21 protein-coding genes are annotated in these 24,826 nt (G+C 67.4%); 11 read left to right on the plus strand and 10 right to left on the minus strand.

The features are described 5' to 3' along the window. Positions 1 to 83 precede the first annotated feature (83 nt). A complete protein-coding gene (locus G510_RS18165; RefSeq protein WP_157560387.1) occupies positions 84 to 257 on the minus strand; it encodes a hypothetical protein in 174 nt (57 codons plus the stop codon). Between the two features lie 142 nt (positions 258 to 399). Here G510_RS18165 and G510_RS0102925 point away from each other — a divergent pair, with 142 nt between their 5' ends. Then, a complete protein-coding gene (locus G510_RS0102925) occupies positions 400 to 1,629 on the plus strand; it encodes an acyl-CoA dehydrogenase family protein (protein ID WP_029152383.1) in 1,230 nt (409 codons plus the stop codon). Positions 1,630 to 1,713: 84 nt separating this feature from the next. Here the strand turns inward: G510_RS0102925 and G510_RS0102930 are convergent, their stop codons facing one another. Continuing rightward, a complete protein-coding gene (locus tag G510_RS0102930) occupies positions 1,714 to 2,883 on the minus strand; it encodes an SseB family protein (RefSeq protein ID WP_029152384.1) in 1,170 nt (389 codons plus the stop codon). 44 nt (positions 2,884 to 2,927) lie between these two features. Further along, a complete protein-coding gene (locus G510_RS0102935; protein ID WP_029152385.1) occupies positions 2,928 to 5,309 on the minus strand; it encodes an ATP-dependent helicase in 2,382 nt (793 codons plus the stop codon). 98 nt (positions 5,310 to 5,407) lie between these two features. On the opposite strand from G510_RS0102935, the gene G510_RS15185 reads away from it, so the two are divergent. Continuing rightward, positions 5,408 to 6,127 carry a GntR family transcriptional regulator gene (locus G510_RS15185; protein WP_051216238.1) on the plus strand — a complete coding sequence of 240 codons (720 nt, stop codon included), beginning with the start codon at positions 5,408 to 5,410 and terminating at the stop codon, positions 6,125 to 6,127. Here the strand turns inward: G510_RS15185 and G510_RS0102945 are convergent. After that, positions 6,124 to 7,077, minus strand: a complete 954-nt coding sequence (locus G510_RS0102945) for a glycerophosphodiester phosphodiesterase family protein (protein ID WP_036321796.1) — start codon at positions 7,075 to 7,077, stop codon at positions 6,124 to 6,126. The two genes, G510_RS15185 and G510_RS0102945, sit on opposite strands and share 4 nt — an antisense overlap. A 111-nt stretch (positions 7,078 to 7,188) precedes the next feature. Here G510_RS0102945 and G510_RS0102950 point away from each other — a divergent pair, with 111 nt between their 5' ends. Then, positions 7,189 to 8,088, plus strand: a complete 900-nt coding sequence (locus tag G510_RS0102950; protein WP_029152387.1) for a Bax inhibitor-1/YccA family protein — start codon at positions 7,189 to 7,191, stop codon at positions 8,086 to 8,088. A gap of 238 nt (positions 8,089 to 8,326) precedes the next feature. Here G510_RS0102950 and guaA read toward each other — a convergent pair whose 3' ends face one another. Further along, positions 8,327 to 9,907, minus strand: coding sequence for a glutamine-hydrolyzing GMP synthase (gene guaA, locus G510_RS0102955; RefSeq protein WP_029152388.1), 1,581 nt, complete (start codon positions 9,905 to 9,907; stop codon positions 8,327 to 8,329). Continuing rightward, positions 9,904 to 10,452 (minus strand): DUF3817 domain-containing protein, encoded by a 549-nt coding sequence (locus G510_RS0102960; protein WP_029152389.1) that lies wholly within the window; start codon positions 10,450 to 10,452, stop codon positions 9,904 to 9,906. The genes guaA and G510_RS0102960 overlap by 4 nt, the downstream gene beginning before the upstream one ends. Before the next feature lie 214 nt (positions 10,453 to 10,666). Here G510_RS0102960 and G510_RS0102965 point away from each other — a divergent pair, with 214 nt between their 5' ends. Genes G510_RS0102965 through G510_RS0102990 form a run of 6 tightly spaced genes read left to right on the plus strand, consistent with a single transcriptional unit; the run spans position 10,667 to position 17,689 of the window. Then, positions 10,667 to 12,346, plus strand: a complete 1,680-nt coding sequence (locus tag G510_RS0102965) for an ABC transporter substrate-binding protein (protein WP_051216240.1) — start codon at positions 10,667 to 10,669, stop codon at positions 12,344 to 12,346. Then, positions 12,343 to 13,320 carry an ABC transporter permease gene (locus tag G510_RS0102970; protein ID WP_051216242.1) on the plus strand — a complete coding sequence of 326 codons (978 nt, stop codon included), beginning with the start codon at positions 12,343 to 12,345 and terminating at the stop codon, positions 13,318 to 13,320. The genes G510_RS0102965 and G510_RS0102970 overlap by 4 nt, the downstream gene beginning before the upstream one ends. Then, positions 13,317 to 14,171 carry an ABC transporter permease gene (locus tag G510_RS0102975; RefSeq protein ID WP_029152392.1) on the plus strand — a complete coding sequence of 285 codons (855 nt, stop codon included), beginning with the start codon at positions 13,317 to 13,319 and terminating at the stop codon, positions 14,169 to 14,171. The genes G510_RS0102970 and G510_RS0102975 overlap by 4 nt, the downstream gene beginning before the upstream one ends. Then, the gene (locus G510_RS0102980) at positions 14,171 to 15,844 is read left to right on the plus strand and encodes a dipeptide ABC transporter ATP-binding protein (protein ID WP_029152393.1); all 1,674 of its coding nucleotides are present in this window, start codon (positions 14,171 to 14,173) and stop codon (positions 15,842 to 15,844) included. Before G510_RS0102975 ends, G510_RS0102980 begins: the two co-directional genes overlap by 1 nt. Positions 15,845 to 15,873: 29 nt before the next feature. Continuing rightward, positions 15,874 to 17,145, plus strand: a complete 1,272-nt coding sequence (locus G510_RS0102985; protein WP_211219142.1) for an NtaA/DmoA family FMN-dependent monooxygenase — start codon at positions 15,874 to 15,876, stop codon at positions 17,143 to 17,145. A gap of 37 nt (positions 17,146 to 17,182) precedes the next feature. Continuing rightward, positions 17,183 to 17,689 (plus strand): aminoacyl-tRNA deacylase, encoded by a 507-nt coding sequence (locus tag G510_RS0102990; RefSeq protein WP_029152395.1) that lies wholly within the window; start codon positions 17,183 to 17,185, stop codon positions 17,687 to 17,689. A 31-nt stretch (positions 17,690 to 17,720) separates the two neighbouring features. Here the strand turns inward: G510_RS0102990 and G510_RS0102995 are convergent, their stop codons facing one another. Genes G510_RS0102995 through G510_RS15190 form a run of 3 tightly spaced genes read right to left on the minus strand, consistent with a single transcriptional unit; the run spans position 17,721 to position 20,802 of the window. Further along, positions 17,721 to 18,383 (minus strand): DUF6320 domain-containing protein, encoded by a 663-nt coding sequence (locus tag G510_RS0102995; RefSeq protein WP_029152396.1) that lies wholly within the window; start codon positions 18,381 to 18,383, stop codon positions 17,721 to 17,723. After that, a complete protein-coding gene (locus G510_RS0103000) occupies positions 18,380 to 19,792 on the minus strand; it encodes a hypothetical protein (RefSeq protein ID WP_029152397.1) in 1,413 nt (470 codons plus the stop codon). Before G510_RS0103000 ends, G510_RS0102995 begins: the two co-directional genes overlap by 4 nt. Next, entirely contained in the window at positions 19,789 to 20,802 is a 1,014-nt protein-coding gene (locus tag G510_RS15190; RefSeq protein ID WP_084644169.1) for an alpha/beta hydrolase, read from the minus strand. Before G510_RS15190 ends, G510_RS0103000 begins: the two co-directional genes overlap by 4 nt. 182 nt (positions 20,803 to 20,984) lie before the next feature. Between G510_RS15190 and G510_RS0103010 the strand changes: the two genes are divergently transcribed. Together G510_RS0103010 and G510_RS15195 are read left to right on the plus strand one after the other, a co-directional pair. Beyond that, positions 20,985 to 21,536, plus strand: coding sequence for an ArsR family transcriptional regulator (locus tag G510_RS0103010; RefSeq protein WP_029152398.1), 552 nt, complete (start codon positions 20,985 to 20,987; stop codon positions 21,534 to 21,536). Continuing rightward, the gene (locus G510_RS15195) at positions 21,533 to 22,756 is read left to right on the plus strand and encodes an MFS transporter (protein ID WP_084644170.1); all 1,224 of its coding nucleotides are present in this window, start codon (positions 21,533 to 21,535) and stop codon (positions 22,754 to 22,756) included. The genes G510_RS0103010 and G510_RS15195 overlap by 4 nt, the downstream gene beginning before the upstream one ends. 74 nt (positions 22,757 to 22,830) lie before the next feature. On the opposite strand, the gene G510_RS15200 is transcribed toward G510_RS15195, so the two are convergent. Beyond that, positions 22,831 to 24,807, minus strand: a complete 1,977-nt coding sequence (locus G510_RS15200) for a glycoside hydrolase family 43 protein (RefSeq protein ID WP_051216244.1) — start codon at positions 24,805 to 24,807, stop codon at positions 22,831 to 22,833. Between the last annotated feature and the right edge of the window lie 19 nt (positions 24,808 to 24,826).

Below are 24,826 nucleotides of genomic sequence, written 5' to 3' on the forward strand. Positions count from 1 at the left end.
CTCAGCTTACTACCGCGGCACGTGTGCTCGAAAACGACGATGCCCCTCGGATCCGGTGGATCTGAGGGGCATCGTCGATTCGATCAGTTGTGGTGCTTCGTGCGCCACTGACTGCGGTACATCGGGATCGCCATCGATACGCACACCGCGATGATGCCCGCCGCGAAGACGACGCCCTGGAACGACGTCACCATGTACGCGACGCCGAAAAGGAACAGCCCGCCGAGGAACAGCAGCAGAGAAATGATGAACATCATGTGGAACGGTCCTTCCGAAAGTCTGGTCTCCAGCCTACCCGAGTCGGACTCGTGCACACGCACACCTCTCGGGCCCGCGTCATTCTGTCGGAACTCGACAATCTGGTGGCCGCCCCGCGCCTCACCGCAATAGCGTGGCCGCATGGACACCCACCTGCCCGGCGAGCGCACGCCGTCCTATTCCGTCACCACCCCGCTCGACACCGACTATTACGCGCTGTTCGAGGACATCTCAGACCGCGATCGCGATGCCTGGCACCGCGCGCGGGCCGTCGTCGACGAGGTGGCAGACGAGCTGCTCACCGCGTGGGAGACGGCGGAGTACCCCCACGAGCGTGTGCTCGAGTCGCTCGGTCGCCATGACGTGATGTCCGATGGCGTCGACCACGAGGGAATCACGCGGCTCTCGCCCCTCGCGGCCGGACTCGTCGTGATGGAGCTCTCCCGCGGCGACGGATCCCTCGGCACCATCCAGGCCGTCCAGGGCGGCCTCGCGCTGCGCACGCTCGCCCTGTACGGCAGCGACGAGCAGAAGGACCAGTGGCTCGACAAGCTCGACCGCGGCGAGGTTCCCGGATCCTTCGCGCTCACCGAGCCGGATCACGGCAGCGACTCGACGGGGCTCGAGACGCGCGCCGCGAGCGACGGATCCGAATGGGTGCTGCACGGCGCGAAGAAGTGGATCGGAAACGGCGCGTCCGGCGGCATCACGTTCGTCTGGGCGCGCATCGATGACGACACCGATCCGGATCACGGCAAGGTCGGCTGCTTCCTCGTGCCGCAGGACGCACCGGGATACGTCGGCGAGGTCATCGAAGGCAAGGCCTCGCTGCGCGCGATCCACCAGGCCCGCATCGCCCTCGATGGGGTGCGGATCCCGCTCGACGCGCGGCTGCCGGGCGCGCACTCGTTCGCCGACACGTCGCGCGTGCTCTACGCCACGCGATCCGGCGTCGCGTGGTCGGCGCTCGGCCACGCGACCGCCTGCTACGAGGCGGCGCTGCAGTACGCGGGCGAGCGGATCCAGTTCGGCAAGCCGCTCGCCGGCTTCCAGCTCGTGCAGGAGAAGCTGACGCGCATGCTCTCGCAGCTCACGACGATGCAGCTCTACTGCCGCCGCATCGCCGACCTCGAAGCGCGCGGGGCGCTGCGGCCGACGCAGGCATCCCTCGCGAAGTACACGTGCACGCGCACCGCCCGGGACATCGCCCGCGACGCGCGCGACATGCTCGGCGGCAACGGGATCCTGCTCGAGAACCGCGTCATTCAGCACCTGGTCGACATCGAGGCGATCCACACATACGAGGGCACGGAGTCGGTGCAGGCCCTGCTGATCGGCCGCGACATCACCGGCATCGGCGCGTTCGTGTAACGGCGGTCGAGAGCCCCGTCCCGGAGTGCCGGGTGGTCGTTTTCGGCGCCCATAACGACCACCCGGCACTCCGGGACGGAGGAATCAGCTCGCGGCGTCGTCCTCAGCCTCGCCGGCGAGGGCGAGGACCGGCTCGAGCTCCTCGCGCGTGAGCGTGATGAGGGGGCCGGCGGGATCCAGGAGGATGCCGCCGACGGCCGGGTTGTCGACGAGGACCTTCGCGACCTTGGCAACGCTGAAGGGCAGCGCGCGCTCCTGACGACCCTGCGCGACGACCTCGAGCGGGTGCGAGTACACCTGCAGGAGGCGCGTGCCGTTCGCGAGGCGCGCCTCGGCGATGCCCATCTTCTCCTCGTCCTGGGGCGACGGCGCGACCGCGACCCACAGGGGCGGGCGCTCCGCAAGGATCCCGGCGATCTTCTTCGGGGTCTCCGTGTCGCGCGGCTGCGCGAGCGCCGTCTTGACGCGCAGCGTGGGATCGGCCTGACCCTTCGCCCGCTCGAGCACCTCGCGCGGCAGAACGATGCGGTTCTGCCCCGACGCGTTGTCGATGATGAGCCCATCGAAGTCGTTGTCGATCATGTGGCCGAGGATCATCGGCACCGGCTGCGCGACCGCCGACGTCTGCGTGTTGCTATCGACCTGCACCGCATCGCGCAGCGCCTTGCCCGAGCTGAACACGAGCATGTACGTCTTCTCGGCACTGCGTGCGACGCCGAACTGCAGCGTTGCGCGGCCGTCCTCCTGCACCTGCTCGCGCACGTCGCCCGTGACGCGGAGGAACAGGTGGCCCTGCATCACCTGGCGCGCGACGCCGAGCAGCTGCTGCGGCGTCGGCTTCTCGGGCAGCGAGGCGAGCGCGTCGCGCACAAGCGTGTTGTCACGCAGGCCCTTGACCGACTCGAGGTTGTTCGGCGGCGCGGCCGGGGCGAGCGGCAGTTCGCGCGGCGGAACGGGGCGACCGGATCCGGACGGCACCTGCTCGCGCGGCGCCGGGGTGCCGTGGGGTCCGTTCGCGACGTTCTCGGCCGCCTTCGCCTGCTGTTCCTTGCGCTCCTCCGGCGAGACGACCTCGGGGCCCGATGTGGCCCCGACGCCCGTGAACGCCGAGAACGAGATGTTCACCTCGGGCGCCGGCGGTTCGTCCGACGGAGGCTCGGCCTCGGGCTCGACCGTCGTTGCCTCGACCTCAGCAGGCTCGACGGCCTGCTCATCGGAGCGGTCGGATTTCTTCTTCCTTGAGAACAGACCCATGGCACCAGCCTACGTGCGACGCGGCGACCCGTCGCTCCGCGGTGTCAGAGCTTTTCGATCGGAGCAACCTTGATCAGCAGTTTCTTCGCGCCGACGGAATCGAACCGCACGTGAGCGATGCGCTTCGCGCCCTGCCCCGTCACGACGTCCACGGTGCCCTCGCCGAAGTCGTCGTGTTTGATGCGGTCGCCGCCGGCCAGCTCGAGGTCGCCGTTGTCGCGGACCTTGCCCGTGACGAGGTTCGTGAAATCGCCGAGCGCCGCCTTCTTGCCCTTCGGCTCGAGCGGCTTGACGCCCCACCGGTTCTCCCGCTGCCGTGGCGCGTTCAGCGCGCGCGACTGCGTGCCGCCGCGGCCGTTGACGTCGCCCGGCGCCTGGCGCCAGTCGATGAGATCCGCCGGAATCTCCTGCAGGAACCGGCTCGGCATCGCGACCGAGACCTCGCCGAACTGCGCGCGCGTCATCGCGAGCGAGAGATAGAGCCGCTGCCGCGCGCGCGTAATCCCCACGTAGAACAGGCGGCGCTCCTCCTGAGGACCGCCGGGCTCGCCCGCCGCGATGCGGTGCGGGATCAGGTCTTCTTCCACGCCCGTCAGGAAGACGGTGTCGTATTCGAGACCCTTCGCCGTATGCAGAGTCATCAGCGACACGGTGCCCGTCGCGTCGTCGAGCTCATCGCTGTCGGCGACGAGGGCGACTTCGGTCAGGAAATCGATGATGGTGCCCTCGGGGTTGTTCCGCGCGAACTCGCGCGTGACTGCCACGAGCTCATCGAGGTTCTCGACGCGCGCCTCATCCTGCGGATCCCGCGAGCGGCGCAGCGCGTCGAGGTACCCCGACTTGTTCAGCAGTACCTGCAGTCCCTGCGCGACCGCAGTCGGCGGCGCATCGCCCTCCTCGGGAAGGAGGATCGCGGTCGCCTCGCGCAGCACCTCGTCGAGGTGCCCGAGCGCCGACTGCAGCTTCGGCCCGAGGCCGATCTCCTTCGCGTGCGCGAGGGCGTCGCGGAACGACAGCCCGTTGTCGGCGGCGAAGGCGGCGATGTTCGTCTCGGTCACCGCGCCGATTCCGCGCTTCGGCTTGTTCAGGATGCGCCGCACCGCCATCTCGTCGGCCGGGTTGACGACCGAGACGAGATAAGCGAGCGCATCCTTGATCTCGGCGCGGTCGTAGAACTTCGTGCCGCCCATGATGCGGTACGGGATCGCCGAGCGGATGAAGATCTCCTCGAGCGCGCGCGACTGCGAGTTCGTGCGGTAGAACACCGCCATTCCGCTGTAGTCGACGCCCTTCAGCCGCAGCGCGTCGATCTCGTCGGCGACGAACTGCGCCTCGTCGTGCTGCGAGTAGCCGGTGAAGCCGATGACCGAGTCGCCGGATCCCTGATCCGTCCACAGCTTCTTGTCCTTGCGATCGAAGTTGTTGCGGATCACCGCGTTCGCGGCGTCGAGGATGTTCTGGCTCGAGCGATAGTTCTGTTCGAGCAGCACGACCTTCGCACCGGAGAAGTCGCGCTCGAACTCGGTGATGTTGCGGATGTCGGCACCGCGAAACGCGTAGATCGACTGGTCGGAGTCACCGACGACCGTGAGCGAGGCGCCCTCGGGAGTCGTCTCGGGCATCAGCGCGATCATGCCGTCGCCGACGTCGACAGACTCGCCCTCCTCGGGCTTCGTCAGCTCGCGGATCAGCTGGTACTGCGCGTGGTTCGTGTCCTGGTACTCGTCGACGAGCACGTGCCGGAAACGGCGACGATAGGTGTCGGCGACGTGCGGGAACGCGCGGAACAGGTAGACCGTCTGCGCGAGGAGGTCATCGAAGTCGAACGCGTTCGCTGTGCGCAGCCGCTTCGTGTAGTCGCGGAAGATCTCGACGAAGATGCGCTCCGCCGGATCGGACATGTTCGCCTGCCGCGAGTACGCGTCGGCGTCCTGCAGCTCGTTCTTGAGCTTCGAGATGCGGTTCTGCACCGTCGCGGGCGTCAGGCCGTAGGCGTCGGCCTCGTGATCCTTGACAAGGCGCTTGAGGAGCGCCCGCACGTCGCCCGAGTCGTAGATCGTGAACGCCTTCGTGAACCCGAACTGATCGGCCTCTCGGCGCAGAATTCTGACGCAGGCCGAGTGGAACGTCGAGATCCACATGCCCTTCGCCTGCTCGCCCACGAGCTCTTCGACGCGCTCGCGCATCTCCCCCGCGGCCTTATTGGTGAAGGTGATCGCGAGGATCTGGCTCGGCCATGCCTCGCGCGATCGAAGCAGCGAAGCGACCCGATGCGTCAGCACCCGGGTCTTGCCGGATCCTGCGCCCGCGACGATCAGAAGGGCCGGCCCGCGGTACTCGACCGCCTCGCGCTGTTGCGGGTTGAGACCGTCGAGCAACGGGTCGCGATCGGCAGGAACCAGGGGGACATCAGATTGGTGAGGCATATCCCGTCCTACTTTATGGGAGACCCCTGACAATCAGGCCGTCGTATCACTTCAGGGCGCACATTTCAGCTCCCGCAAGTATCATCTCGACAACGAACATGTGGGGGTATTCCGTGAACCTAGAGGGCATCAAGGTCCAGGCGCAGACGAAGCGCCTCGCCGACGTCGTGTACGAAAAGCTGTGCGACGCCATCGTAGACGGAACATTCGCCCCCGGCGAGCGCGTGCGCGACGGCGAGCTCGCAGACCAGCTCTCCGTCTCGCGCATGCCCGTCCGTGAAGCGCTGCAGCGCCTCGAGCGCCAGGGCCTGATCGAGATGGTCGCGAGCCGCTTCACGCGCGTCACCGACGTCACCCCGGAGCTTCCCGCGCAGTCGGCAGAGTTCCTGGGATACCAGCTCGGTCTCTCGTTGCGGGCGGCGCTTCCGGCACTCGACGAGGCACAGCGCGCGCACGCCGCCGCGCTGACGCGCAAAATCTCGGCGGTCATCGGCGATGACCCGACCGCGGCGTTCGTCGCGACGGGCGATCTCATCACCTACGTGGGCGAGCAGAGCGAGAACACGCTGTTCGAGTCGGTCGTGTCCGACGCGTGGCTGCAGCTCGCCCGGAACCTGCGGGGGGCCTTCCCCGTCACGAAGCCGGTGGCCGAACTGCGCGCCGACTTTGAGAACGTCGCGACGCTGATCGAACAGGGCGACGCGATCGGTGCCGAGATCGGCATCCGCAATGTCTTCCTGCTGCTTCCGGATCAGCCCGGCCCCGCGGCCGCGGTCGAGGGTCTCTGGGCCGACCTCGAGGAATCGCGCGAGAGCTAACCGAACACCTCGCGGGCGAGATCCGGGTGGTCGGCGAACACTCCCGTCACGCCTGACCGCCGGATCTCGTCCCATTCTGCGCGCCACTCGCCGAACGCCGAACGCCCGCCCGGGGTCCGGAACCGGCGCGCGAGAAAGGCGTTCTCGGGGCGACAGGTCCACGTGAAAAGGTCCAGCCCGGCGTCGATCGCCCGCGCCGCGAACTCCGTGTCGCCTGCGAGCAGCAGATTCTTGTGCACGCTGATCCCGTCGAAGCGGTCCGCGAGACCCGCGACGTCGTTCAGCTGGTCTCGGTAGGTGGGCGCGCCGGATCCGTGCGCGAGCACCAGATCGAGCGCCGCTCCCGTCTGCTCCAGCAGGTACACGAAGCGCGCGCGGATCCCCCGCTCGCGAACCGCGCGCAGCGCCGATTCTTCGAACGATTCGATGATGAGGGATCCCGACCGTTCGGGGTCCTGCCACCCCGCGGCGATCAGCTCGTCGCCCACGAGCGGTGCGAGATCGAGCCCGATCGATGCGAAATACGGCGCGTGCTTGATCTCGACGACGACGCCGACGCCGTTCGTGCGGGCGATATCCAGCACGTCCCGCAGCCTCAGCATCGGCTCGGCGGCGTCGTACTGCACGTTGCCGGGACGGATCTGCGGGATCCGCTCGCGGCAGAACAGCGTGGCGAGCTCATCCCAGGTGAAGTCCTCCGTGAACCACCCGGTGACCTCGTGGCCGGCGAACGACTTCGTGGTGCGCCGATGCGCGAACTCGGGCCGATCGGCGATATCGGTCGTGCCCGAGATCTCGTTCTCGTGGCGCACGACGAGCACGCCGTCGCTCGTGGCGACGACATCGGGCTCGATGAAGGCGGCACCCTGGTCTATCGCGACCTCGTACGAGGATCTCGTGTGTTCCGGGCGGTATCCGGGCGCTCCGCGATGGCCGATGATGACGGGCATCGTCACAGCGTACGGCGCCAGGAACGGATCCGCATGAACACAGCGCAGGCATAGCAATTCGCCATTACGCTGGGGGCACAGCCCCCTTCGATCAGGAGTGTGACCGTCACCATGGCCAGCACCGGATTCAACAACCCGTACTTCACCAACGAGCGTCCGCCCGCGCAGGGCGGCTACACGACCCCCCTCGCGCCGCAGGCACGCCAGCAGGCACCGTCCGTCGGCGAGCAAGCCCACATCGAGGGCATGTACGCCGCACCGGCCGCCGGTGCCAACGAGACCGGCCGCATGACGTATGAGGACACGATCGCGAAGACCGCGGCCCTGTTCGCCATCATGCTGGTCGTCGGCGCCGTCAGCTGGTTCTTCACCCTCGGCGGGCACTTCGCGCCTGACCAGATTCGTGACTTGAGCGCAGCCAATTTCATCCCGACGGTGGTCGGAGCGATTGGCACCCTCGTCATCAGCTTGGTGTACGCGTTCCGCCGCAAGTCGATGCCCGGCGCCGGCCTTGCGATCGCATACGCAGTGGCTGAGGGGCTCTTCGTCGGCGGCATCTCGGCGCTGTTCGAGGCTATGTTCGCCGGAATCGTGTTCCAGGCTGCGCTCGCCTCGATCGCCGTGATCGGAACCACGCTCGCTCTGTTCGCGAGCGGCAAGATTCGCGCCTCCGCGAAGATGACGAAGATCGTGCTCGTCGCGATGATCGGTTACGCCGTCTTCTCGCTCTTGAACGTCGGCCTGATGTGGTTCGGCGTGCTGCCCGAGAATCTCACCTTCGGCATCCGTTCGATCGAGATCATGGGCATTCCGCTCGGCGTGATCATCGGCATCGCCGTTGTGCTCATGGGCGCCTACATGCTGGTGATGGACTTCGATGCCGTGCAGCGCGGCGTGCGCAACGGCGCCCCCGCGAAGCTCGCCTGGACCGCGGCCTACGGCATCATGGCGACCGTCGTGTTCATCTACATCGAGATCCTCCGCATGATCGCGATCCTGCGCAGCAACTGACTCTCGTACGACGAAACGCCCGCTCCTCGGAGCGGGCGTTTCGTCGTTGGTGCGGACGCTATTCGCGGAAAAGAGCCACAACTTCGGATCCTGATGACGATCTGGTCCGTCGTTGTGGCTCTTCTCCGCTCGGACGGATCAGCTGATCAGCGAGCGGGAGCTGACTCCGTCACTCCCACTCGTCCGCTGACGCGGCCGAGTGCCACACAGCGCCCTCAGCGAGCGGGAGCTGACTCCGTCACTCCCACTCGATCGTCGCCGGGGGCTTCGACGTGACGTCGAGGGTCACACGGTTGACGTCCGCGACCTCGTTCGTGATGCGGTTCGAGATCTTCGCCAGCGTCTCGTAAGGAAGACGGGTCCAGTCGGCCGTCATGGCATCTTCACTCGACACCGGGCGCAGCACGATGGGGTGGCCGTAGGTGCGGCCGTCGCCCTGCACGCCGACACTGCGGACGTCCGCAAGCAGCACGACCGGGCACTGCCAGATCTCCTGGTCGAGGCCGGCTGCCGTGAGCTCCTCGCGCGCGATGGCATCGGCCTCGCGCAGCGTCGCCAGACGATCCTTCGTCACTTCGCCGATGATGCGGATCCCGAGGCCCGGCCCGGGGAACGGCTGGCGGCCGACGATCGCCTCGGGAATGCCGAGCTCGCGGCCGATCTGACGCACCTCGTCCTTGAACAGGGTGCGCAACGGCTCGATCAAGCCGAAGTCGAGGTCATCGGGCAGCCCGCCCACGTTGTGGTGGCTCTTGATGTTCGCGGTGCCGCTGCCGCCGCCCGACTCGACGACGTCGGGGTACAGCGTGCCTTGCACGAGGAACTTGATCGGGGCGCCGTCGTCCTTCTTCGCCTCTTCGACGAGCTCGAGCTGCACCTTCTCGAACGCGCGGATGAACTCGCGGCCGATGATCTTGCGCTTCGTCTCGGGATCCGTGACGCCCTCGAGGTGACCGAGGAACGTGTCGGCCGCATCGACGGTGATGAGACGCACGCCCGTCGAGGCGACATAGTCCTGTTCGACCTGCTCGCGCTCGCCCTTGCGGAGGAGCCCGTGGTCGACGAACACGGCGGTCAGCTGGTCACCGATCGCGCGGTGCACGAGCGCGGTCGACACGGCCGAGTCGACGCCGCCGGACAGCGCGGAGATGACGCGCGCGGATCCGACCTGCTCGCGGATCTTCGCGATCTGCTCTTCGATGACGGATCCGCTGTTCCAGTCGGCAGGAAGGCCGACGGCCTTGTGCAGGAAGTTCTCGATGATCGTCTGACCGTGGTCGGAGTGCTTCACCTCGGGGTGCCACTGCACGCCGTAGAAGCAGGCCTCCGCGTTGCCGAACGCGGCGACGGGCGTCGCAAGCGTCGTCGCGAGCACATCGAAGCCCTCGGGAGCCGTCGCGACTGAGTCACCATGACTCATCCACACGTTCTGATCGGCCGGGGTGCCCGCAAGCAGCGTTCCCCCATCGCCGACGACGGTCGCATCGGTCGCGCCGTATTCGCGCCGACCGGTCTTCGCAACCTCGCCGCCGAGCGCCTTCGCCATCACCTGGAATCCGTAGCAGATGCCGAGCGTCGGAATGCCGAGATCGAAGATCGACGTGTCGAAGTCAGGGGCACCCTCGGCGTAGACCGAGCTCGGCCCGCCCGACAGGATGATCGCGACGGGGTTCTTCGCCTTCACCTCATCGGCCGTGACGCTGTGCGCCACCAGCTCGCTGAACACGCCGGCCTCGCGCACGCGGCGCGCGATCAGCTGGGCGTACTGGGCGCCGAAGTCGACGACCAGAACGGGTCGCTGTGCGGTGTCGGAACTCACGGGGCGGTCTCCTGGATGGGATCGGTGGTGGTGGTCTGCTGGGCTTTCGCCGCGCGCTTCGCGGCCGCGTTGGTCTCGCGCTCGGCGAGGTAGGTCTTCACGTCGCGCGCGACGACGAGCTCCATGATGAACGAGAGGAGCGGGATCACGCCTCCGCCCGCGAGGAGGAGGAAGCGCCCGAACCGCCAGCGCATGAGGCTCCACATGCGGAAGCACGCGAACAGGTACACGACGTAGAACCAGCCGTGCGCGATGAGGATCGCGAGCGACAGGTTGATGCCGTCGCCGGTCGAGACGATCTCGCATCCCCGGACCCACGGCGTCAGCATCGACGTCGGCGTACATCCCGGGCCGGGAATCGCGGTCGCGAAGTGCAGGAATCCGCCCGATCCGCCGGCGAACAGCTCGACGTGCAGCGGCGTGTACTTCAGCACCATCTCGGCGACGAGCAGAAGCAGGCCGATACCGGTGATCACGCTCGTGATCTGGTAGAAGAGCAGTGCCCTGCGGATCTGGGGAAAGGTCTTGAGGCGGGGCTGAGCCATACCGCACATCCTATCGAGAACCGCCTGGGGGATTCGCGGACGCTGTTCGGCGCTCCACGATGTCACAGTCGCACACGCGGCGTTACAAGACGTCACAGTCACACATGCGGCGTCACACCCGCTCATACGACGTAATGCGCGTTGCGACGATCGGCGGCTGTACCGCTACCGTCGACCCACGGCACACGCCGTCTCCGCCGTCGGAAGGACCGCCATGTCACGCCGCCCCATCACACGCATCCTGCTCGGCTCAGTCGCCGCGGCGTCGATGATGGGCATGCTCGCAGCATGCGCCTCCGGCGCCGGTCCGGCCGACGATCGCGACACGACCTCGAGCGCTGTGGCGCCTCCGACCGACACTTCGCAGGCCGCGCAAGGCGGCACGCTCACCCTCTCCAGCTCACAGGACCCGCTGTGCTTGGACGGGCACCAGGTCTCCAGCGCCGCGCTCCAGATGCTCGGCCGCATCGTGTACGACAATCTCGTGAGCCTCGACGAGAACGGTGACCCATCGCCCTGGCTCGCCGAATCGTGGGACGTGTCGGACGATGGCACCGTCTACACATTCCATCTTCGAGAAGGCGTGACGTTCAGCGACGGCGCGCCCCTCAACGCGGCGGCGGTAGTCGCGAACTTCGACCACATGAGAGATCCCGCGACGAAGTCTCCGCTCGCCGCCGCGTACATCGACCCGATCGCGTCGACGGAGATCATCGACGATCTCACACTCGAGGTTTCGCTTGAGTACTCGTACAGCCCGTTCCTCAACGTGCTTGCACAGAGCTGGCTCGGACTGCTCTCGCCGGAGCAGATCGCCGAGAGCCCCGATGAGACCTGCCTCGATCCCATCGGATCCGGCCCGTTCGTCGTCGATGCATATACTCCCGGCGAGGGCGTGACATTCGATCGACGCGAAGACTATGACTGGTCCGCGGACTACCTGAACCATGATGGCGCGGCGTACATCGATCGCATCGAGATCAGCTTCGTCGCTGAGCCTTCGGTGCGCTTCACATCGCTTGCGAGCGGAGAGTTCGATGGCACGGACAACGTTGCGCCGCAGAACGCCGCCTCGGTCAAAGCGGACGAATCGATCGATTATTTCAACATCTCACGGCTCGGGAACCCGCAACGCATCACGCTGAACACATCACGTGCTCCATTCGATGACGTAGACGTTCGCCGCGCTGTGGCTGAGGGCATCGATGTCGAGGGCATCGTCGGTGCTGTCGGCTTCGGAGAGTACGACGTGCGCCACGCATACCTATCGCCGACGACCCAGTACTACAACGCCGACGCCGAGTCCGAATGGGTGCACGACCCTGAGCATGCCGCTGAACTGCTCGATGACGCCGGCTGGTCCGAACGCGACGCTGACGGTTATCGAACGAAGAACGGCGAGCGCCTGCACGCGGAATTCCCGATCGTCGATTCCGCAACGGCGACCGCGTTGAATGATCTCATCCAGTCGCAGTTCAAAGACCTCGGAATCGAAGTCGAACTGATCCAGTTGCCGCAGGCTGAGACCTCGGAACGCGTGCGCGCTGGCGATTTCGACGTCACAACCGGGGTATGGCATACGAACACCCCTGACGCGCTCTATGTCGTGTACAGCTCTGACGAGATCACCGACGATGCGCGCATCGGTCAGAACACCTCGCGCATCACCGACGAGGATCTCGATCAGGCTCTGCTGAAGGCGCGCCAGACGACCGATACGACCGAGCTCGCGCAGCTGTACGCCCACGCCCAGGAGCGCCTCGCAGAGCTCGTCCCGGCGATTCCGCTGTACGACTTCTACACTCCGTGGGCTGTGCGAGAGAACGTGCACGACGCGCTCGCCGATTCTTCTCACGGTGTGCCGCTGTTCACGATCGCGTGGCTCGACCAATGAGTGCGGTCGCAGACCTCATCACGAAGCGGCCATCCGCCACATCGAGGATCCTGAAGGCACTGCTCACGCGAGTCGCGAGCGGGACGTTCGTGCTGTGGGGCGCTGCGACGCTCACGTTCTTCGCCTTGCATGTCCCCAAAGGCGATCCCGCTATCACGCTGCTCGGAGGCGCCGAGGCGCAACCGACCCCGGAGGTGCTCGCGCAGGTGCGCGCAGAGTGGGGATTCGACGACCCGATCGCGGTGCAGTACCTGCTGTACATCGGACGACTGCTGAGGGGAGACCTCGGCACGAGCTACCAACAGCGGATGCCGGTGGTCGATGCGATCGGCCTGCAGATAGGACCCACCGCCGTATTAGCGTTCACCTCCGCGATCGTCGCGGTCGTCCTCGCGATCGTCATCTCGCTTCTGACCAGCGGTCGCGGAAGGCTCGTGCAGGGAGTGACCTCTACGACCTCGCTTGTTCTGGCGAGTATCCCTGGCTTCGTGCTCGGCATCATCCTGCTCTTCTTGTTCGCTGCGATCATCCCGGTCTTTCCGTCGTCGGGCACGCAGGGGCTCTCGCGGCTCATCCTTCCCGCGCTGACGCTCGCGCTGCCGATCGCCGCGTCGCTCACCCAGGTCCTGCGCGCCGAACTCGACGAAGTCCTCGAGCAGCCGTTCATCGTCACGGCACGCACTCGCGGGATGGGCCTCGCCGCGGTCAAACTGCGTCATGCATTGCGACACGCCCTCATCCCGGTCGCGACCATGACGGGGTTCATCGTTGCGAACCTCCTCGGCGGCGCAGTACTCGTCGAGACGGTGTTCAGCCGTCAGGGCATCGGCCGAATCGCCTTAGAGGCTGTGCAGAAACAAGACATGCCTCTCGTCATGGGCGTCGTGCTGCTCGCGGCACTCGCCTTCACCGTGATCAACGTCGTCGTCGACGTCGTCTATTCGTTCCTCGATCCGAGATTGACTACCGCATGACCGCCGCTATCCTCGACGCAACACCTGCACCCGTCAAGCGCACTCTGCGTGCGCGCGCGACGCTCGTCGCATCCGTCATCTTCCTCGCCCTGCTCGCTGTGTGCTGGGCAGCGCCCGGGTTCGTCGCACCGCACGATCCCCTCGCCGTCGATCTCGGCGCCGTTCTCGCGCCGCCGAGTCTCGCACATCCTCTCGGTACCGACGATGCGGGGCGCGACGTGCTCAGTCGTCTGATCCACGGCGCCGGAGCGTCACTCTCGATCGGGTTCGGAGCGACCCTCGTGGGTGTAGTCGGCGGCTGCGTGCTCGGTGTCATCGCCGGGCTCGGACCCCGCCTCCTCGACGGAGTCATCATGCGCGCCGTTGATTGCCTCGTCGCCATTCCCGACATCCTGCTCGCACTCATCGTCATCTCGCTCGCCGGCGGCGGCACGATGAACGTGCTCCTTGCCGTGGGGGTCGCAAGCATTCCGGGTTATGCGCGCATCATTCGTGCCCAGACGCACCAGGTGAAGGTCGCACCGTACATCGAGTCGGCACGCACGATGGGCGTGTCTTGGACGTTCGTCGCATGGCACCACGTGCTGCCGAATGCCTTTCGACCGCTCGTTCCTGTCGTCGCACTGCGCGTCGGCGGCGCAATCGGGGCGGGTGCTGGTCTCAGCTTTCTCGGGCTCGGGGCGCAGCCGCCGTCCGCGGAGTGGGGAGCGATGATCTCATCGGGCCGCAATTTTTTAGCGAACGACCCGTTCCTGGTCCTCTGGCCGGCCCTGGCCATCACCCTCACGGTGCTCGCGGTGAGCGTCGTATCCGTTGCACTAAAGCGCCATTTGGAAGGTCGGATCCGGTGATGTCCGCACCCGTTATCGACGTCTCTGGACTCAATGTCTCATTCCGGGACTCGGGTGGTTACCGCCGCGTCGTATCCGACGTTGAGTTCGCAGTGCACTCAGGTGAGTGCCTTGCACTCGTCGGCGAGTCCGGATCGGGTAAATCCGTCACTTCGCGATCTCTGGTCGGGCTCGCTGGCGACAACTCTCTCGTCGAGGCTGATCGACTCGAGATCGAAGGCGCCGACGTGCTCCGTAACACTGAGAGCCAATGGCGAGACATCCGGGGGTCTCGACTCGGCTTCGTGCTGCAGGACGCACTCGCGTCCCTCGACTCGCTTCGACACGTCGGCGCGGAAGTGGCAGAGCCTCTGCGCCTGCACACGGATCTCAGCTCACGCGAACGCGACGCGCGCGTTATCGAACTGCTTCGCGACGTCGGTGTTCCTGAGCCGGAGCTCCGTGCGCGGCAACGCCCGTTCGAGTTATCGGGAGGTTTGCGCCAACGCGCTCTGATCGCGTCGGCAATCGCCGCTGGCCCTAGGATCCTCATCGCCGATGAGCCGACGACGGCGCTCGATGCGACGATAGCGGCGCAGATCCTTCGCCTGCTCGAGACGCTGAAACGGACCTCCGGCGCGATGCTCATGATCAGCCACGATCTCTCGGTCGTCAGCCGCATCGCCGATCGTATTGCGGTGATGAAAGCTGGCGTGATCGTCGAGCAGGGCGACGCGGAACAGGTGCTGTTCGATCCGAAACACGATTATACCAAGCAGCTGCTGGCGGCGATCCCCTCCGAGGCGACGCGCGGCTCGCGCCTTTCCGACACGTCGCCGGCCGGCCGCACCTCTTCCCGCGCGACGAGCGCTCTCGAATCGCGCGCCTCGGCCGGGGCACCGCTCATTGAGGCCTTGGGATTATCGAAGACCTACCGCGGCCCAGACGGCCGGGAACGAGTCGTTCTGAAGGATATGAGCTTTGCAGTGCACCGCGGTGAGACGCTCGGCATTGTGGGCGAGTCCGGGTCCGGTAAGACCACCGCGGCGCGTTTGATCCTCGGCGCCGAGCTTCCTTCGAGCGGATCGGTGTTCCTCGGCGGCGTCGAGGTGGCGACGCTGTCACGGCGTCACCAGCGCGAATTGCGTCGAGGTGTGCAGGCAGTGCATCAGGATCCGCTCGGTTCGTTCGATCCGCGTTACACAGTGCGCAAAGTGCTGGATGAAGCACTCCGTGTTGCCCGAGTGCCGCGTGGCTCGCGCATGACTCGTTCCTTCGAGCTGCTCGACCTCGTGCGGTTGCTGCCAGCGACAATCGATCGTCGCCCGCTGGAGCTGTCGGGAGGACAGCGCCAGCGCGTCGCCATCGCCCGGGCGCTCGCGCTCGACCCGGCCGTGATCATCGCCGACGAGGCCGTATCGGCCCTCGACGTATCCGTGCAGGCGCAGATTCTCGACCTGCTCGGCGATGTGCAGGACGCTGCGGGCGTCGCACTTCTTTTCATCTCACACGACCTGGGGGTCATCCATCATGTCGCCGACCGCGTGCTCGTCATGAAGGACGGGTCCATCGTTGAATCGGGCGACGTCGAGCACGTCTTCACCTGCCCGTCCGCGCCTTACACGCGCACGCTGCTCGACGCGATCCCCCACATCGAAACTGCTAGAGCCTCGCGAATCGGAGCCTCATCATGACCCATCAGCCCCGCCATATGAGCATTGGCATGAATATTCTCGGCCTCGGCGGACATGCCGCCGCCGCGCATCTGAAGGAGGTTCCGCCGACCGCGACGACCGACGTCGACTACTTCGTGAACATCGCGAAGATCTCCGAGCGCGGTGCGATCGACGGCGTTTTCCTCGCCGATGGGCCCGCGTTCCAGGCGGGGGCCGCGTCGGCCGGGAAACTGGATCCGATCGTGCTGCTCACGGCCGTCGCGGCGGCCACGGAGAGAATCGGTGTCGTCGCAACCGCATCGACCTCATATAACCATCCGTACAATTTGGCACGGCGCATCGCGTCGCTCGATCACATCAGCGGCGGACGAGCGGGCTGGAACGCGGTGACCACAGCGGGGGACGCCGCCGCGCGCAACTTCGGCCAGGACGGCGCCGCTTTCCACTCGGACCGCTATCGCCGCGCCAACGAGTTCATCAGCGTCGTCGACAAGCTCTGGCGCAGCTGGTCACCCGTAGCGACGCACCTTGGCGAGAACGGCCTCGTCGATCGCGCTGACAACGCCGTAGCACCCATCGAGCACGTCGGGGAATTCTTCACGGTCGAAGGCGCTGGCACCCTCCCCCGCACGCCGCAGGGACGTCCGGTGGTCCTGCAGGCAGGCGCTTCCGAAGGCGGGCGCAATCTTGGCGCCAGACATGCCGACGCGATCTTCACGGCCCAGACCACCCTCGAAGACGCGATCCTCTTCGCCGAGGACATGAAGAGGCGCGCCACCGCGTTCGGACGAGACCCCGATCATCTCAAGATCCTGCCTGGACTCTCCACTGTGATCGGATCGACCGAGGAGGAGGCGCAGCGACGCTGGGACGACCTCGACAGCCACCTATCCTTCGATCAGGAGTTCGCACAGATCTCACAACGCCTCGGAGTCGACGTCCGCGAGCTCGACATCGACAAACCATTGCCATGGGAGTCCTTCCCCGCACCGAGCGATGCCGTTCGATCGAGTCACGGCTTCCTCGAAGCGCAGCTGAACCTCGCCCGCCGAGAGAATCTCACACCGCGCCAACTGACGAAACGCATTCGCAGCGGGCATCGTCTCGCGGTCGGCACGCCGGAGCAGATTGCCGACACGTTGGAGACGTGGTTTCGGTCCGGTACCGGCGACGGGTTCAACATCATGCCCGATGCTTTCCCCTCCGGCGCCGAAATCTTCGTCGACTACGTGGTCCCCGAACTTCGCCGCCGCGGGGTGTTCCGCCATGAATACAGCGGAACGACTCTGCGAGATCACCTGGGGTTACCGCGCGGCTGAAATTCGGCGCTGACCACGACGCGGATAGAATCCGAGGATGAGTGCGACCGACCCCACCGCTCGTGTTCGAGACGCGGCCCGAGCGCGCGGACTCGACATCGAGATCCGCGAATCGCCCCGTGCCGAATCGCTCGAGGAGGCGGCCGCCCTGCGCGGGATCACGCCCGCCGACATCGTCAAGACGCTCGTCGTGAAGGGCAAGGGCGATCAGTACTACTTCGCGCTGGTTCCCGGAGACCGCGCCATCAGTTGGGGCAAGCTGCGCGCCGCCGTCGGCGCGAACAAGCTGCGCCTGCCCGCGGCGGATCTCGCGCTCGCGGCGACCGGTTACGAGCGCGGCACGATCGTGCCGCTCGGATCCACGACCGCCTGGCCGGTCTACGCCGACGAGCGGATCCGCGGCAAGCGCGTGTCGATGGGCGCGGGCGCGCACGGCCACGCGCTCTACGTCGACGCGGATGCGCTGCTCGCGGCCTACGACGCGACGGTCGCCGACATCACGGATCCGATCGACGGCATTCGCGGGGAGCTTCCGCGCGAATAGCAGTGCCGCCGCGCTCCTGCCGACCCCAGCGTCAGAGATGCAGGCGCTTGGCGAGTTCGTGCCGGGTCTCGCGGAGGCTCGCGAGCTGCATCGCGAGGGCGACGAGGCTCAGCACCCCGCAGACGACCGAGACGGCGGGCTGCCGGACCCATCCGAGGGCGAGGAACACGACCGGCACGAGCCCGAGCACCGCGGTCATCCAGCTGTAGACGATGTGCTCCCCCACCTCGGTGCGCATGACGCGCACGGTGATGAGCACGGCAACGATCGAGCACGCGCACGTGGCGGGCACCGCATAGCTGAGCGCCCAGCCGTGCCAACCCGTGAGATAGTCCCAGTACGCGCTCACGCCGCCCAGCAGGATCACGAGGTATGCCGTTCCCTTGGCGACGTTGCGCCGCTTGCGCACCGCCATGATCACGACGAGCCACAGGGCGACGACACCCAGCCAGATCGACCGGAGCACGCCCACGCCGGCGTCGCCGCGGTTGAACAGCAGCTGCGCCGCGAGCGACACGAGGATCACGCCGAGCGACGCGAAGAACAGGATCCGCAGCACCCTTCGGCGCGAGAAGTCGAGCGGCACGGCGGGCAGCGGATCCGGCACGCTCGCGCCCGCCGTGGATGCGCCGCAGAGCGGGCAGCGCTCCCACGTTCCCTCGATCCCGACGGCGCATGCCTCGCATCGCCTCATGGCGTCTCCTCATCGTGCTGCGACCGAGCGGCCGTCAGCTCGTCTTCGGTCACCCGGGCCGCGGCAACCGTCACATCGATCCCCTCCGCACTCAGACGCCGGGCGAACTCGCGGATGTGTTCGGTCTCCGAGAACGGAGAGGTGAAGCTGATCGTGAGCGCCCCCGCGTGCGAGACGACGCAGAACTGAGGGCGCACCGCGGAGACGTGGAACAGCATGCGCGTCACGTGCGCGCCGGCGGGCTGCGGCAGCCGGATGTTGCCGAGGTTGGAGACCGCCACGGTGAGACCTCGGTTGCTCGCGCGATTGATCAGCCCCAGGAACACGTCTTTGAGCGGGCGCGGCACGATGCGCAGCGCGATCATCCGCTCGAATCGGATGAACCGGCGCACTCGCACTGCCAGAGCGTCCGGCGCCGTCTGCGGGCGGAACTGCGCGTCGAGGTTGCGGCAGACGGCGCCGAGGCCGTCGTCGCCCTGCCCATAGGTGTGCTCCAGGCGCACGGTCGTGAAGAAGTTGCGCGCCGACGTCGAGGGGAAGTACTGCCGCAGGTTGACCGGCACCGAGACGGCGAGCGTGCTGCTGTCGCCCGGTTCCTCCTGAGCGGCTCGCAGCGAGGCGAAGAACAGGGCCGTGAGGTACATCGTGAGCGACACGCCCTCGGCGCGAGCGAGGGCGAGCACATCGGCCGCGGGCATCGTCAGCTCCACCGCGCGCGTGCGGTTGTCGGGCGTGCGGGTCCCCTTCACCGTGTACGTCTTCTCGGTCGAGGCCCCCACGACGCGGCTGAGGCCGCGCGAGCGCTCCGCACTGCCCCGCCCCGCGGGCTCGCTCAGATCCTTCGTGCGGAAGTAGCGCGTGAAGCTGTCGGCCTCGAGCTCGTGCCTGGGGTCGGAAGCACTGCCATCCGAGTTCGCCCCCACGCTCTCCGGCCCGCCGTCGATGCGCGCGCCGCGGCGTTCGGGATCCCGATCGGGCGGCGGCTCGTCGGGGAAGCGCAGGCGCACGTAGGCGGTCACGAGATCGGTCAGGAACCACAGGGCGCCCGTGCCGTCGGAGAGCGCGTGGAACACCTCGAGGTTGATGCGGCGGCGGTGGAGCACGACCCGGAACAGCAGGGTGCGCACGTCGGCCTGGTAGATCGCCGCGCAGGTGTGCTGGGTCTCGTCGACGACCTCGGGCCGCAGGTCGCTGTCCTGCAGGTAGTACCAGAACACGCCACGTCGCAGCACGGCGCGGTAGAGCGGATACCGGTCGAACGTCGCGTCCAGCGCCGTCTGCAGCAGCTCCCGATCGACCTCGTGATCCATCTCGGCCGTCATGCGGAACACCTTGGGATCCGCGTCGCTGCGCGCCGCGAGGAACATGTTCGAGGCGTTGTCGAGACGCGCCCACGTGCGCCGGGTCACGCGAGATCCTCCTCGGAAGCCTCCTCGCGGATCGCCGAATGCGTCTCATCCATGGCGTCTTCGACCGACAGTCCGCCCGGCGCGGCGGGAGCGTCGAGGAAGGCGTTGATCACCTCGTACGCTTCGCGGAGCGCGCGCGAGAAGCGGGGAAGCGTGATGAACCCGTGGATCGCGCCGTCCACGCGGTGCATCCTCACGGGAGTGCCCGCCTCCGCCAGCGCCCGCCCGTACGCTTCGCCCTCGTCGCAGAGCAGGTCGAGCTCCGCGGTGATGAGCAGCGTCGCCGGCTGCCCCGTCAGGTCCTCGGCCAGGATCGGGGCGACGCGCATATCCTGCCGGCGTGCGGGATCGGGCACATAGAGATCCATGTAGTCCTGCACCTCGGTGTGCGTGAGCCGGTACCCCTGTCCGTGATCGCGCACCGATGCATAGGGAGAGGTCTGCGGATCGTGGTCCCAGTGGGTCACGGGATACAGCAGGATCTGCTTGTCGGGCAGCTCGTGCCCCTCGGCGTGCAACAGCAGCGAGACGACCGCAGCGAGGCTGCCGCCCGCGGAGTCGCCCACGAGGATGACCTGCGCCGGGCGCTCGATGCCCACCCGCTGCGGCTCCTCCAGCACGATGCGCGCCACCCGCAGGCAGTCGTCGAGACCCGCGGGGAACGGGTGCTCCGGCGCGAGGCGGTAGTCGACCGACGCCACGACGCATCCGGTGAGGTCGGCCATCGCGGCGCACGCCGGCGTATAGCTCTCGATGTCGCCCGTCACCCACCCTCCCCCATGGAAGAAGAGGAGGACCTCGTCGCGCCGCTGCTCGCGCGGCTGGAAGAACCGCAGGGGGATCTGGTGGCTGCCGTCCTCCGACACTATCTCACGGTCGAGCATGCGATAGCGCGGCACCGGCCGGGCGGCCAGCTGTCTCTGCAGACGGCGCACCTTCGGGTAGTCCTCGTGCATGTTCACCCGCGGTGCGGCGAACAGGCCGAGGAACGCGCTCAGCACCCGGTTCATGATCGGCCGCTCTGCGGACGCACCACGACACGGGCCCCGGCCCGGAAGCGGCCGGTGGAAGCGATGCGAGAAGAGGGACTGACCATGATCCGAGTGTAGGTGCGCCGGAGGGGACGAGCGGCGGCCGGCCGATTTATACAAGACAGCTTGTCGATATCTGCTGCCGCGCCTAGTTTCGGGGAATGGTCACCACCCGCACCCTCAGGGTCCTCTACCATCCCGATCGGCGCCGCATCCTCGATGTGCTCACCGCTCGCGGCGCCTCGCGCGTCGGAGACATCGCCTCCGCCCTCGATATGCAGGTGGGCAGCGTCAGCCACCATCTGCGCATGCTCGAATCGGAGGGATTCGTCGAGCGCGCCGACGACCTGCGCACCGACGGACGCACGAGCTGGTGGCGCTCGGTGCCGAGATCGTTCGCCTGGTCGGTCGACGACTTCGCCGACGACGGATCCGACGTTGCGCTCGCACGCGACCTCGAGCGCGCGAACTTCCAGTACCAGGCAGCGCGCCTCGCCGAGTGGAAGCGCCGCGCTCCCCGTGCGTCGCCCGAGTGGCGGCAGGCCGCATTCAGCTCCGACGCCGTCGACCGCGCCACCCCCGACGAGCTGAGGAGGCTGAGCGAGGCACTGGCGGCGACCGTTCTCGAATGGAGGCGGTCGATCGATGCCGACGACGGGCAGGAGCGCGAGGCCGTGCGCGTCTTCACCCATGCGTTCCCTCAGCCGTCATGAGCACCGCGCCTCCCTTCGCCCGTGACCGCATCATCCACGGATGGATCGGCCTCAAGGCCCTGTCCGATGCCGGAGACGCCGCGTGGACGCTGGCCGTCGCGTGGACGGCGGTGACGACCGCTTCCCCCGCCGTTGCGGGCCTCGTCGTCACGGCGAGCACCGTCCCCCGCGCCATCACGCTGCTCGTCGGCGGCGTGCTCGCCGACCGCGTGGATCCGCGTCGTCTGATGCTCGGCACGACCATCGCCCGCATCGGGATCCTCATCAGCGCGATCATCGCGATCGCGCTGATCGGCGAGAGCATCGCGCTGCTGTTCGCCGTCGCGATCGCGTTCGGCATGTGCGATGCGCTCTTCGAGCCGTCGAGCGCCTCGCTCACGCGCCAGCTGGTGAGGCCCGACGACTTCGCGGCGCTCGCCGGTCTCAGCCAGACGTCGTCCCGCCTCGGCGCACTGGCCGGTTCGGCGCTGGGCGGGATCCTCGTCGCGGCGGGCGGCCTCGCCGCGGCGGCCGTCGACAACGCCGCCACCTACACCGCGGTGCTGCTGTACCTCGCGTTCCTGCTGCGGGCGCGCTTCCCGAGAAAGCCCGCAGACCGGATTCCGATGATGCGCGCGATCGGCGACGGCTTCGCGTATCTGCGGCGCGACGATCTCGCCCGCGGCCTCGTGCTGTCGCTGCTCGGCCTCAACCTCTGCGTCTCGCCCGCGATGAGCATCGGGCTCGCAATGCTCGTCGACCACCTCGGCGCCACGTCTGCGACCCTCGGCGCGCTCGAGGCCGTCTTCGGCGTCGGGGCGATGCTGGGCGCCCTGGTCTTCGTGCGCATCAGGCCGCCGCGACCGGCGCTCACCGGCTTCCTGCTGCTGGTTGTGCAGGGCCTCGCGGTCGCGTCCTTCGCCGTCGAGGCTGCGCCCGCAGCATTCATGTCCTGCGCGGTCATCGGGGTGACCGCAGGCGCGGCGTCCACCCTGCTCAGCGCGCTGTTCATGCGCACGATCGCGTCGGATCGGATCGGACGTGTCTCCTCGATCCAGCGACTCGGCGATGACGGGCTGATGCCCGTCGCCACGGGAGCGTTCGGCGCGCTCGCGGCCGGGTCGCTGCCCGCCGCTTTCCTCACGTTCGGCGGCGTCATGGCCGCGTACATGGCGGTGACCGCGGTGCGGCGCGCCAGGGGCGCGGGAGGGCGTGACGACGAGGTCGTCGTCACGCGATGACCGTCGGCGCGCACGAACGACGCGCGACGGCGTCGGCCCGCCAGGGGGATCCACCTGGCGGGCCGACGTGCGGATCAGCCGCAGTCCGCGGCGTCGTACGGAGCGCTCGCCGTCCCCGTTCTCACCGATCCATCGACGGCTGCCGTTCCTTCAGCCGTGATCTCGCCCGCCGGCACGTCGGACGACCGCGTGCTGAACGCGTGCGACGTCGTCGCTCCCGGCTCCAGCCCCTCGAACGTCTTCGTGCCGAACGGCGAAGCGACCGTCACATCGGCCGCGACGTCGGCCTCGTTCGTCGCCTGCGCGACGAGCACCGTCTTGCCCGCGACGCAGCGCGGGGACGCCTCGACGGACAGCGTCAGCGTCGGATCGGCGTCGTCTGCGGCGTGGAACTCGAACGTGTCGATCTCGAAGAGGTCCCCCTCCGGGCCCGTGAACGAGAAGTACACGTCGTGCGTGCCGACGGCACCGTCGAGCTGTGCGGTCACGTCCTGCCAGTCACCCGCAGCTCCGTCGACGTCGATCGTTCCGACGACGGGTCCGTCCGGCGCGTCGAGGCGCACGTCGATCGACCCGCCCGCCTGCGCCGGCTTCACTCTCGCCGTCACAGATGCCGCGCCGTCGTCGCCGAAGGCCACGGAGGACAGTCCTGTCCAGTCGCCGTCGTCGATGTCCGTCACGACGAGGTTGGGAGCCGACTCGCCGAACTCCGCGGATCCGCCCTCGACCGCCGTCGTGGCGACGCCCTTGGTCCATCCGAGCGTCTCTGCCTCGAACAAGCGGTACGGGTCGAAGTCGCGCACCTGCTCCACGCCCTCGTAGTCGCCGACGACCTGCTGCACAGTGCCGTCTTCGTTGAAGCTGAGCTCCTGCAGATGCGGGCTGCGGTAGCCCTGCGTCGCGTCTCCGTTGACAGCCTTGTTCAGCGTCGGCGCGTGGTACGAGAAGTAGTACTTGCCCTCGTACTCGAAACCCGATTGGTGGTTGTTGCCCCCGGTGCCCGCGCCGAAGAACTGCGACTGGTTGGGGAACATCACACCCGCGTAGGTCTCCTTCGGCCACGACATCGGGTCCTCCGACATCAGGTAGCCGATCTCGCCGCCGCCCGGATAGCCGGGGAACGTCTCCTGCGCACCGCCGAAGTCGTCACCTCCGAAGTGCGACGAGTAGGACAGGTAGTAGTAGTCGCCGCGCTTGAACACCTGGGCCGCCTCGAACGAGACGGGCGTGTCGACGACGACGGCTGATCCCTCGGTGGAGACCATGTCGTCGCCGAGCTTGATCGCCCGGATGTTCTTCGGGTTGTTGAACCGCTCCTCGGCGGGCATGTCGGTCGACGCCGGACCGCCGCCGAAGTAGAGGTACGCCTGGCCGTCGTCGTCGACGAACGGCGCCGGGTCGAACCTCCACGCGACGCCCTCCGTTCCGGGGGTGCGGTCGTCGATCAGCGTATCCGTGCGCTCGCTCGTCCACGGGCCCACGGGCGAATCCCCCGTGAGTACGTTGGAGGAGCCGCCGCCGTTGGCGTAGTAGAGCAAGTACTTCTCCTTCCCGTCGATGACCTTCTTGGCCATGCCCGGTGCCCACGAGTTGTTCGTGAACGGAGCGACCCCGTCCTCCCCGGCGACGGGGATCTCGCCGTGATCGGTCCAGTTCACCATGTCGATCGAGGAGATGACCGTGATCTCGGTGATCTGGCCGTAGTCGATCTGCGGAGACACCCCGGTGTCCGGGTCGGGCGCGTAGCCCTGGGTGTCGTTGGTCATGTACATGTACACGCGCCCGTTGTCGACGAAGCCGAAGCCATCGGCGCCGAACTTGTGTCCCAGCAGCGGGTTGTGCTCGCCCGGCTTCTTGCCCGCGATCTCGATCGTCTTCGACGGCGATGCGGCGGCCGCAGACGCGTCGGCCGTACTCGGAAGTTCTGCTGAGTCGTCGGCGTGCGATGCCGCGGTCGCGGTGAGCGATGCGGCGGCGAGCGCCGTCGTCGTCAGCCCGACGACCGCCCATCTGGGCGTCCGCCTGCTCTTGTCGTGCTGTCGGTGAACCACGAATCCTCCTTGATCGATG

It is taken from the genome of Microbacterium gubbeenense DSM 15944 (assembly GCF_000422745.1).
GTDB classification, from domain to species: domain Bacteria; phylum Actinomycetota; class Actinomycetes; order Actinomycetales; family Microbacteriaceae; genus Microbacterium; species Microbacterium gubbeenense.

Excerpts from the sequence above, each read along its gene's own strand:
- G510_RS0102935 (WP_029152385.1), bottom strand. The coding sequence starts at position 5,309 with ATGCCTCACCAATCTGATGTCCCCCTGGTTCCTGCCGATCGCGACCCG.
- G510_RS0103010 (WP_029152398.1), top strand. The coding sequence starts at position 20,985 with ATGGTCACCACCCGCACCCTCAGGGTCCTCTACCATCCCGATCGGCGC.
- G510_RS0102980 (WP_029152393.1), top strand. The coding sequence starts at position 14,171 with ATGTCCGCACCCGTTATCGACGTCTCTGGACTCAATGTCTCATTCCGG.
- G510_RS0102960 (WP_029152389.1), bottom strand. The coding sequence starts at position 10,452 with ATGGCTCAGCCCCGCCTCAAGACCTTTCCCCAGATCCGCAGGGCACTG.
- G510_RS0102965 (WP_051216240.1), top strand. The coding sequence starts at position 10,667 with ATGTCACGCCGCCCCATCACACGCATCCTGCTCGGCTCAGTCGCCGCG.
- G510_RS0102985 (WP_211219142.1), top strand. The coding sequence starts at position 15,874 with ATGAATATTCTCGGCCTCGGCGGACATGCCGCCGCCGCGCATCTGAAG.
- G510_RS0102975 (WP_029152392.1), top strand. The coding sequence starts at position 13,317 with ATGACCGCCGCTATCCTCGACGCAACACCTGCACCCGTCAAGCGCACT.
- G510_RS0102995 (WP_029152396.1), bottom strand. The coding sequence starts at position 18,383 with ATGAGGCGATGCGAGGCATGCGCCGTCGGGATCGAGGGAACGTGGGAG.
- G510_RS15190 (WP_084644169.1), bottom strand. The coding sequence starts at position 20,802 with ATGAACCGGGTGCTGAGCGCGTTCCTCGGCCTGTTCGCCGCACCGCGG.
- G510_RS0102990 (WP_029152395.1), top strand. The coding sequence starts at position 17,183 with ATGAGTGCGACCGACCCCACCGCTCGTGTTCGAGACGCGGCCCGAGCG.
- G510_RS0102930 (WP_029152384.1), bottom strand. The coding sequence starts at position 2,883 with ATGGGTCTGTTCTCAAGGAAGAAGAAATCCGACCGCTCCGATGAGCAG.
- G510_RS0102950 (WP_029152387.1), top strand. The coding sequence starts at position 7,189 with ATGGCCAGCACCGGATTCAACAACCCGTACTTCACCAACGAGCGTCCG.
- G510_RS0102925 (WP_029152383.1), top strand. The coding sequence starts at position 400 with ATGGACACCCACCTGCCCGGCGAGCGCACGCCGTCCTATTCCGTCACC.
- G510_RS15195 (WP_084644170.1), top strand. The coding sequence starts at position 21,533 with ATGAGCACCGCGCCTCCCTTCGCCCGTGACCGCATCATCCACGGATGG.
- G510_RS18165 (WP_157560387.1), bottom strand. The coding sequence starts at position 257 with ATGATGTTCATCATTTCTCTGCTGCTGTTCCTCGGCGGGCTGTTCCTT.
- G510_RS0102945 (WP_036321796.1), bottom strand. The coding sequence starts at position 7,077 with ATGCCCGTCATCATCGGCCATCGCGGAGCGCCCGGATACCGCCCGGAA.
- G510_RS0102970 (WP_051216242.1), top strand. The coding sequence starts at position 12,343 with ATGAGTGCGGTCGCAGACCTCATCACGAAGCGGCCATCCGCCACATCG.
- G510_RS15185 (WP_051216238.1), top strand. The coding sequence starts at position 5,408 with ATGTGGGGGTATTCCGTGAACCTAGAGGGCATCAAGGTCCAGGCGCAG.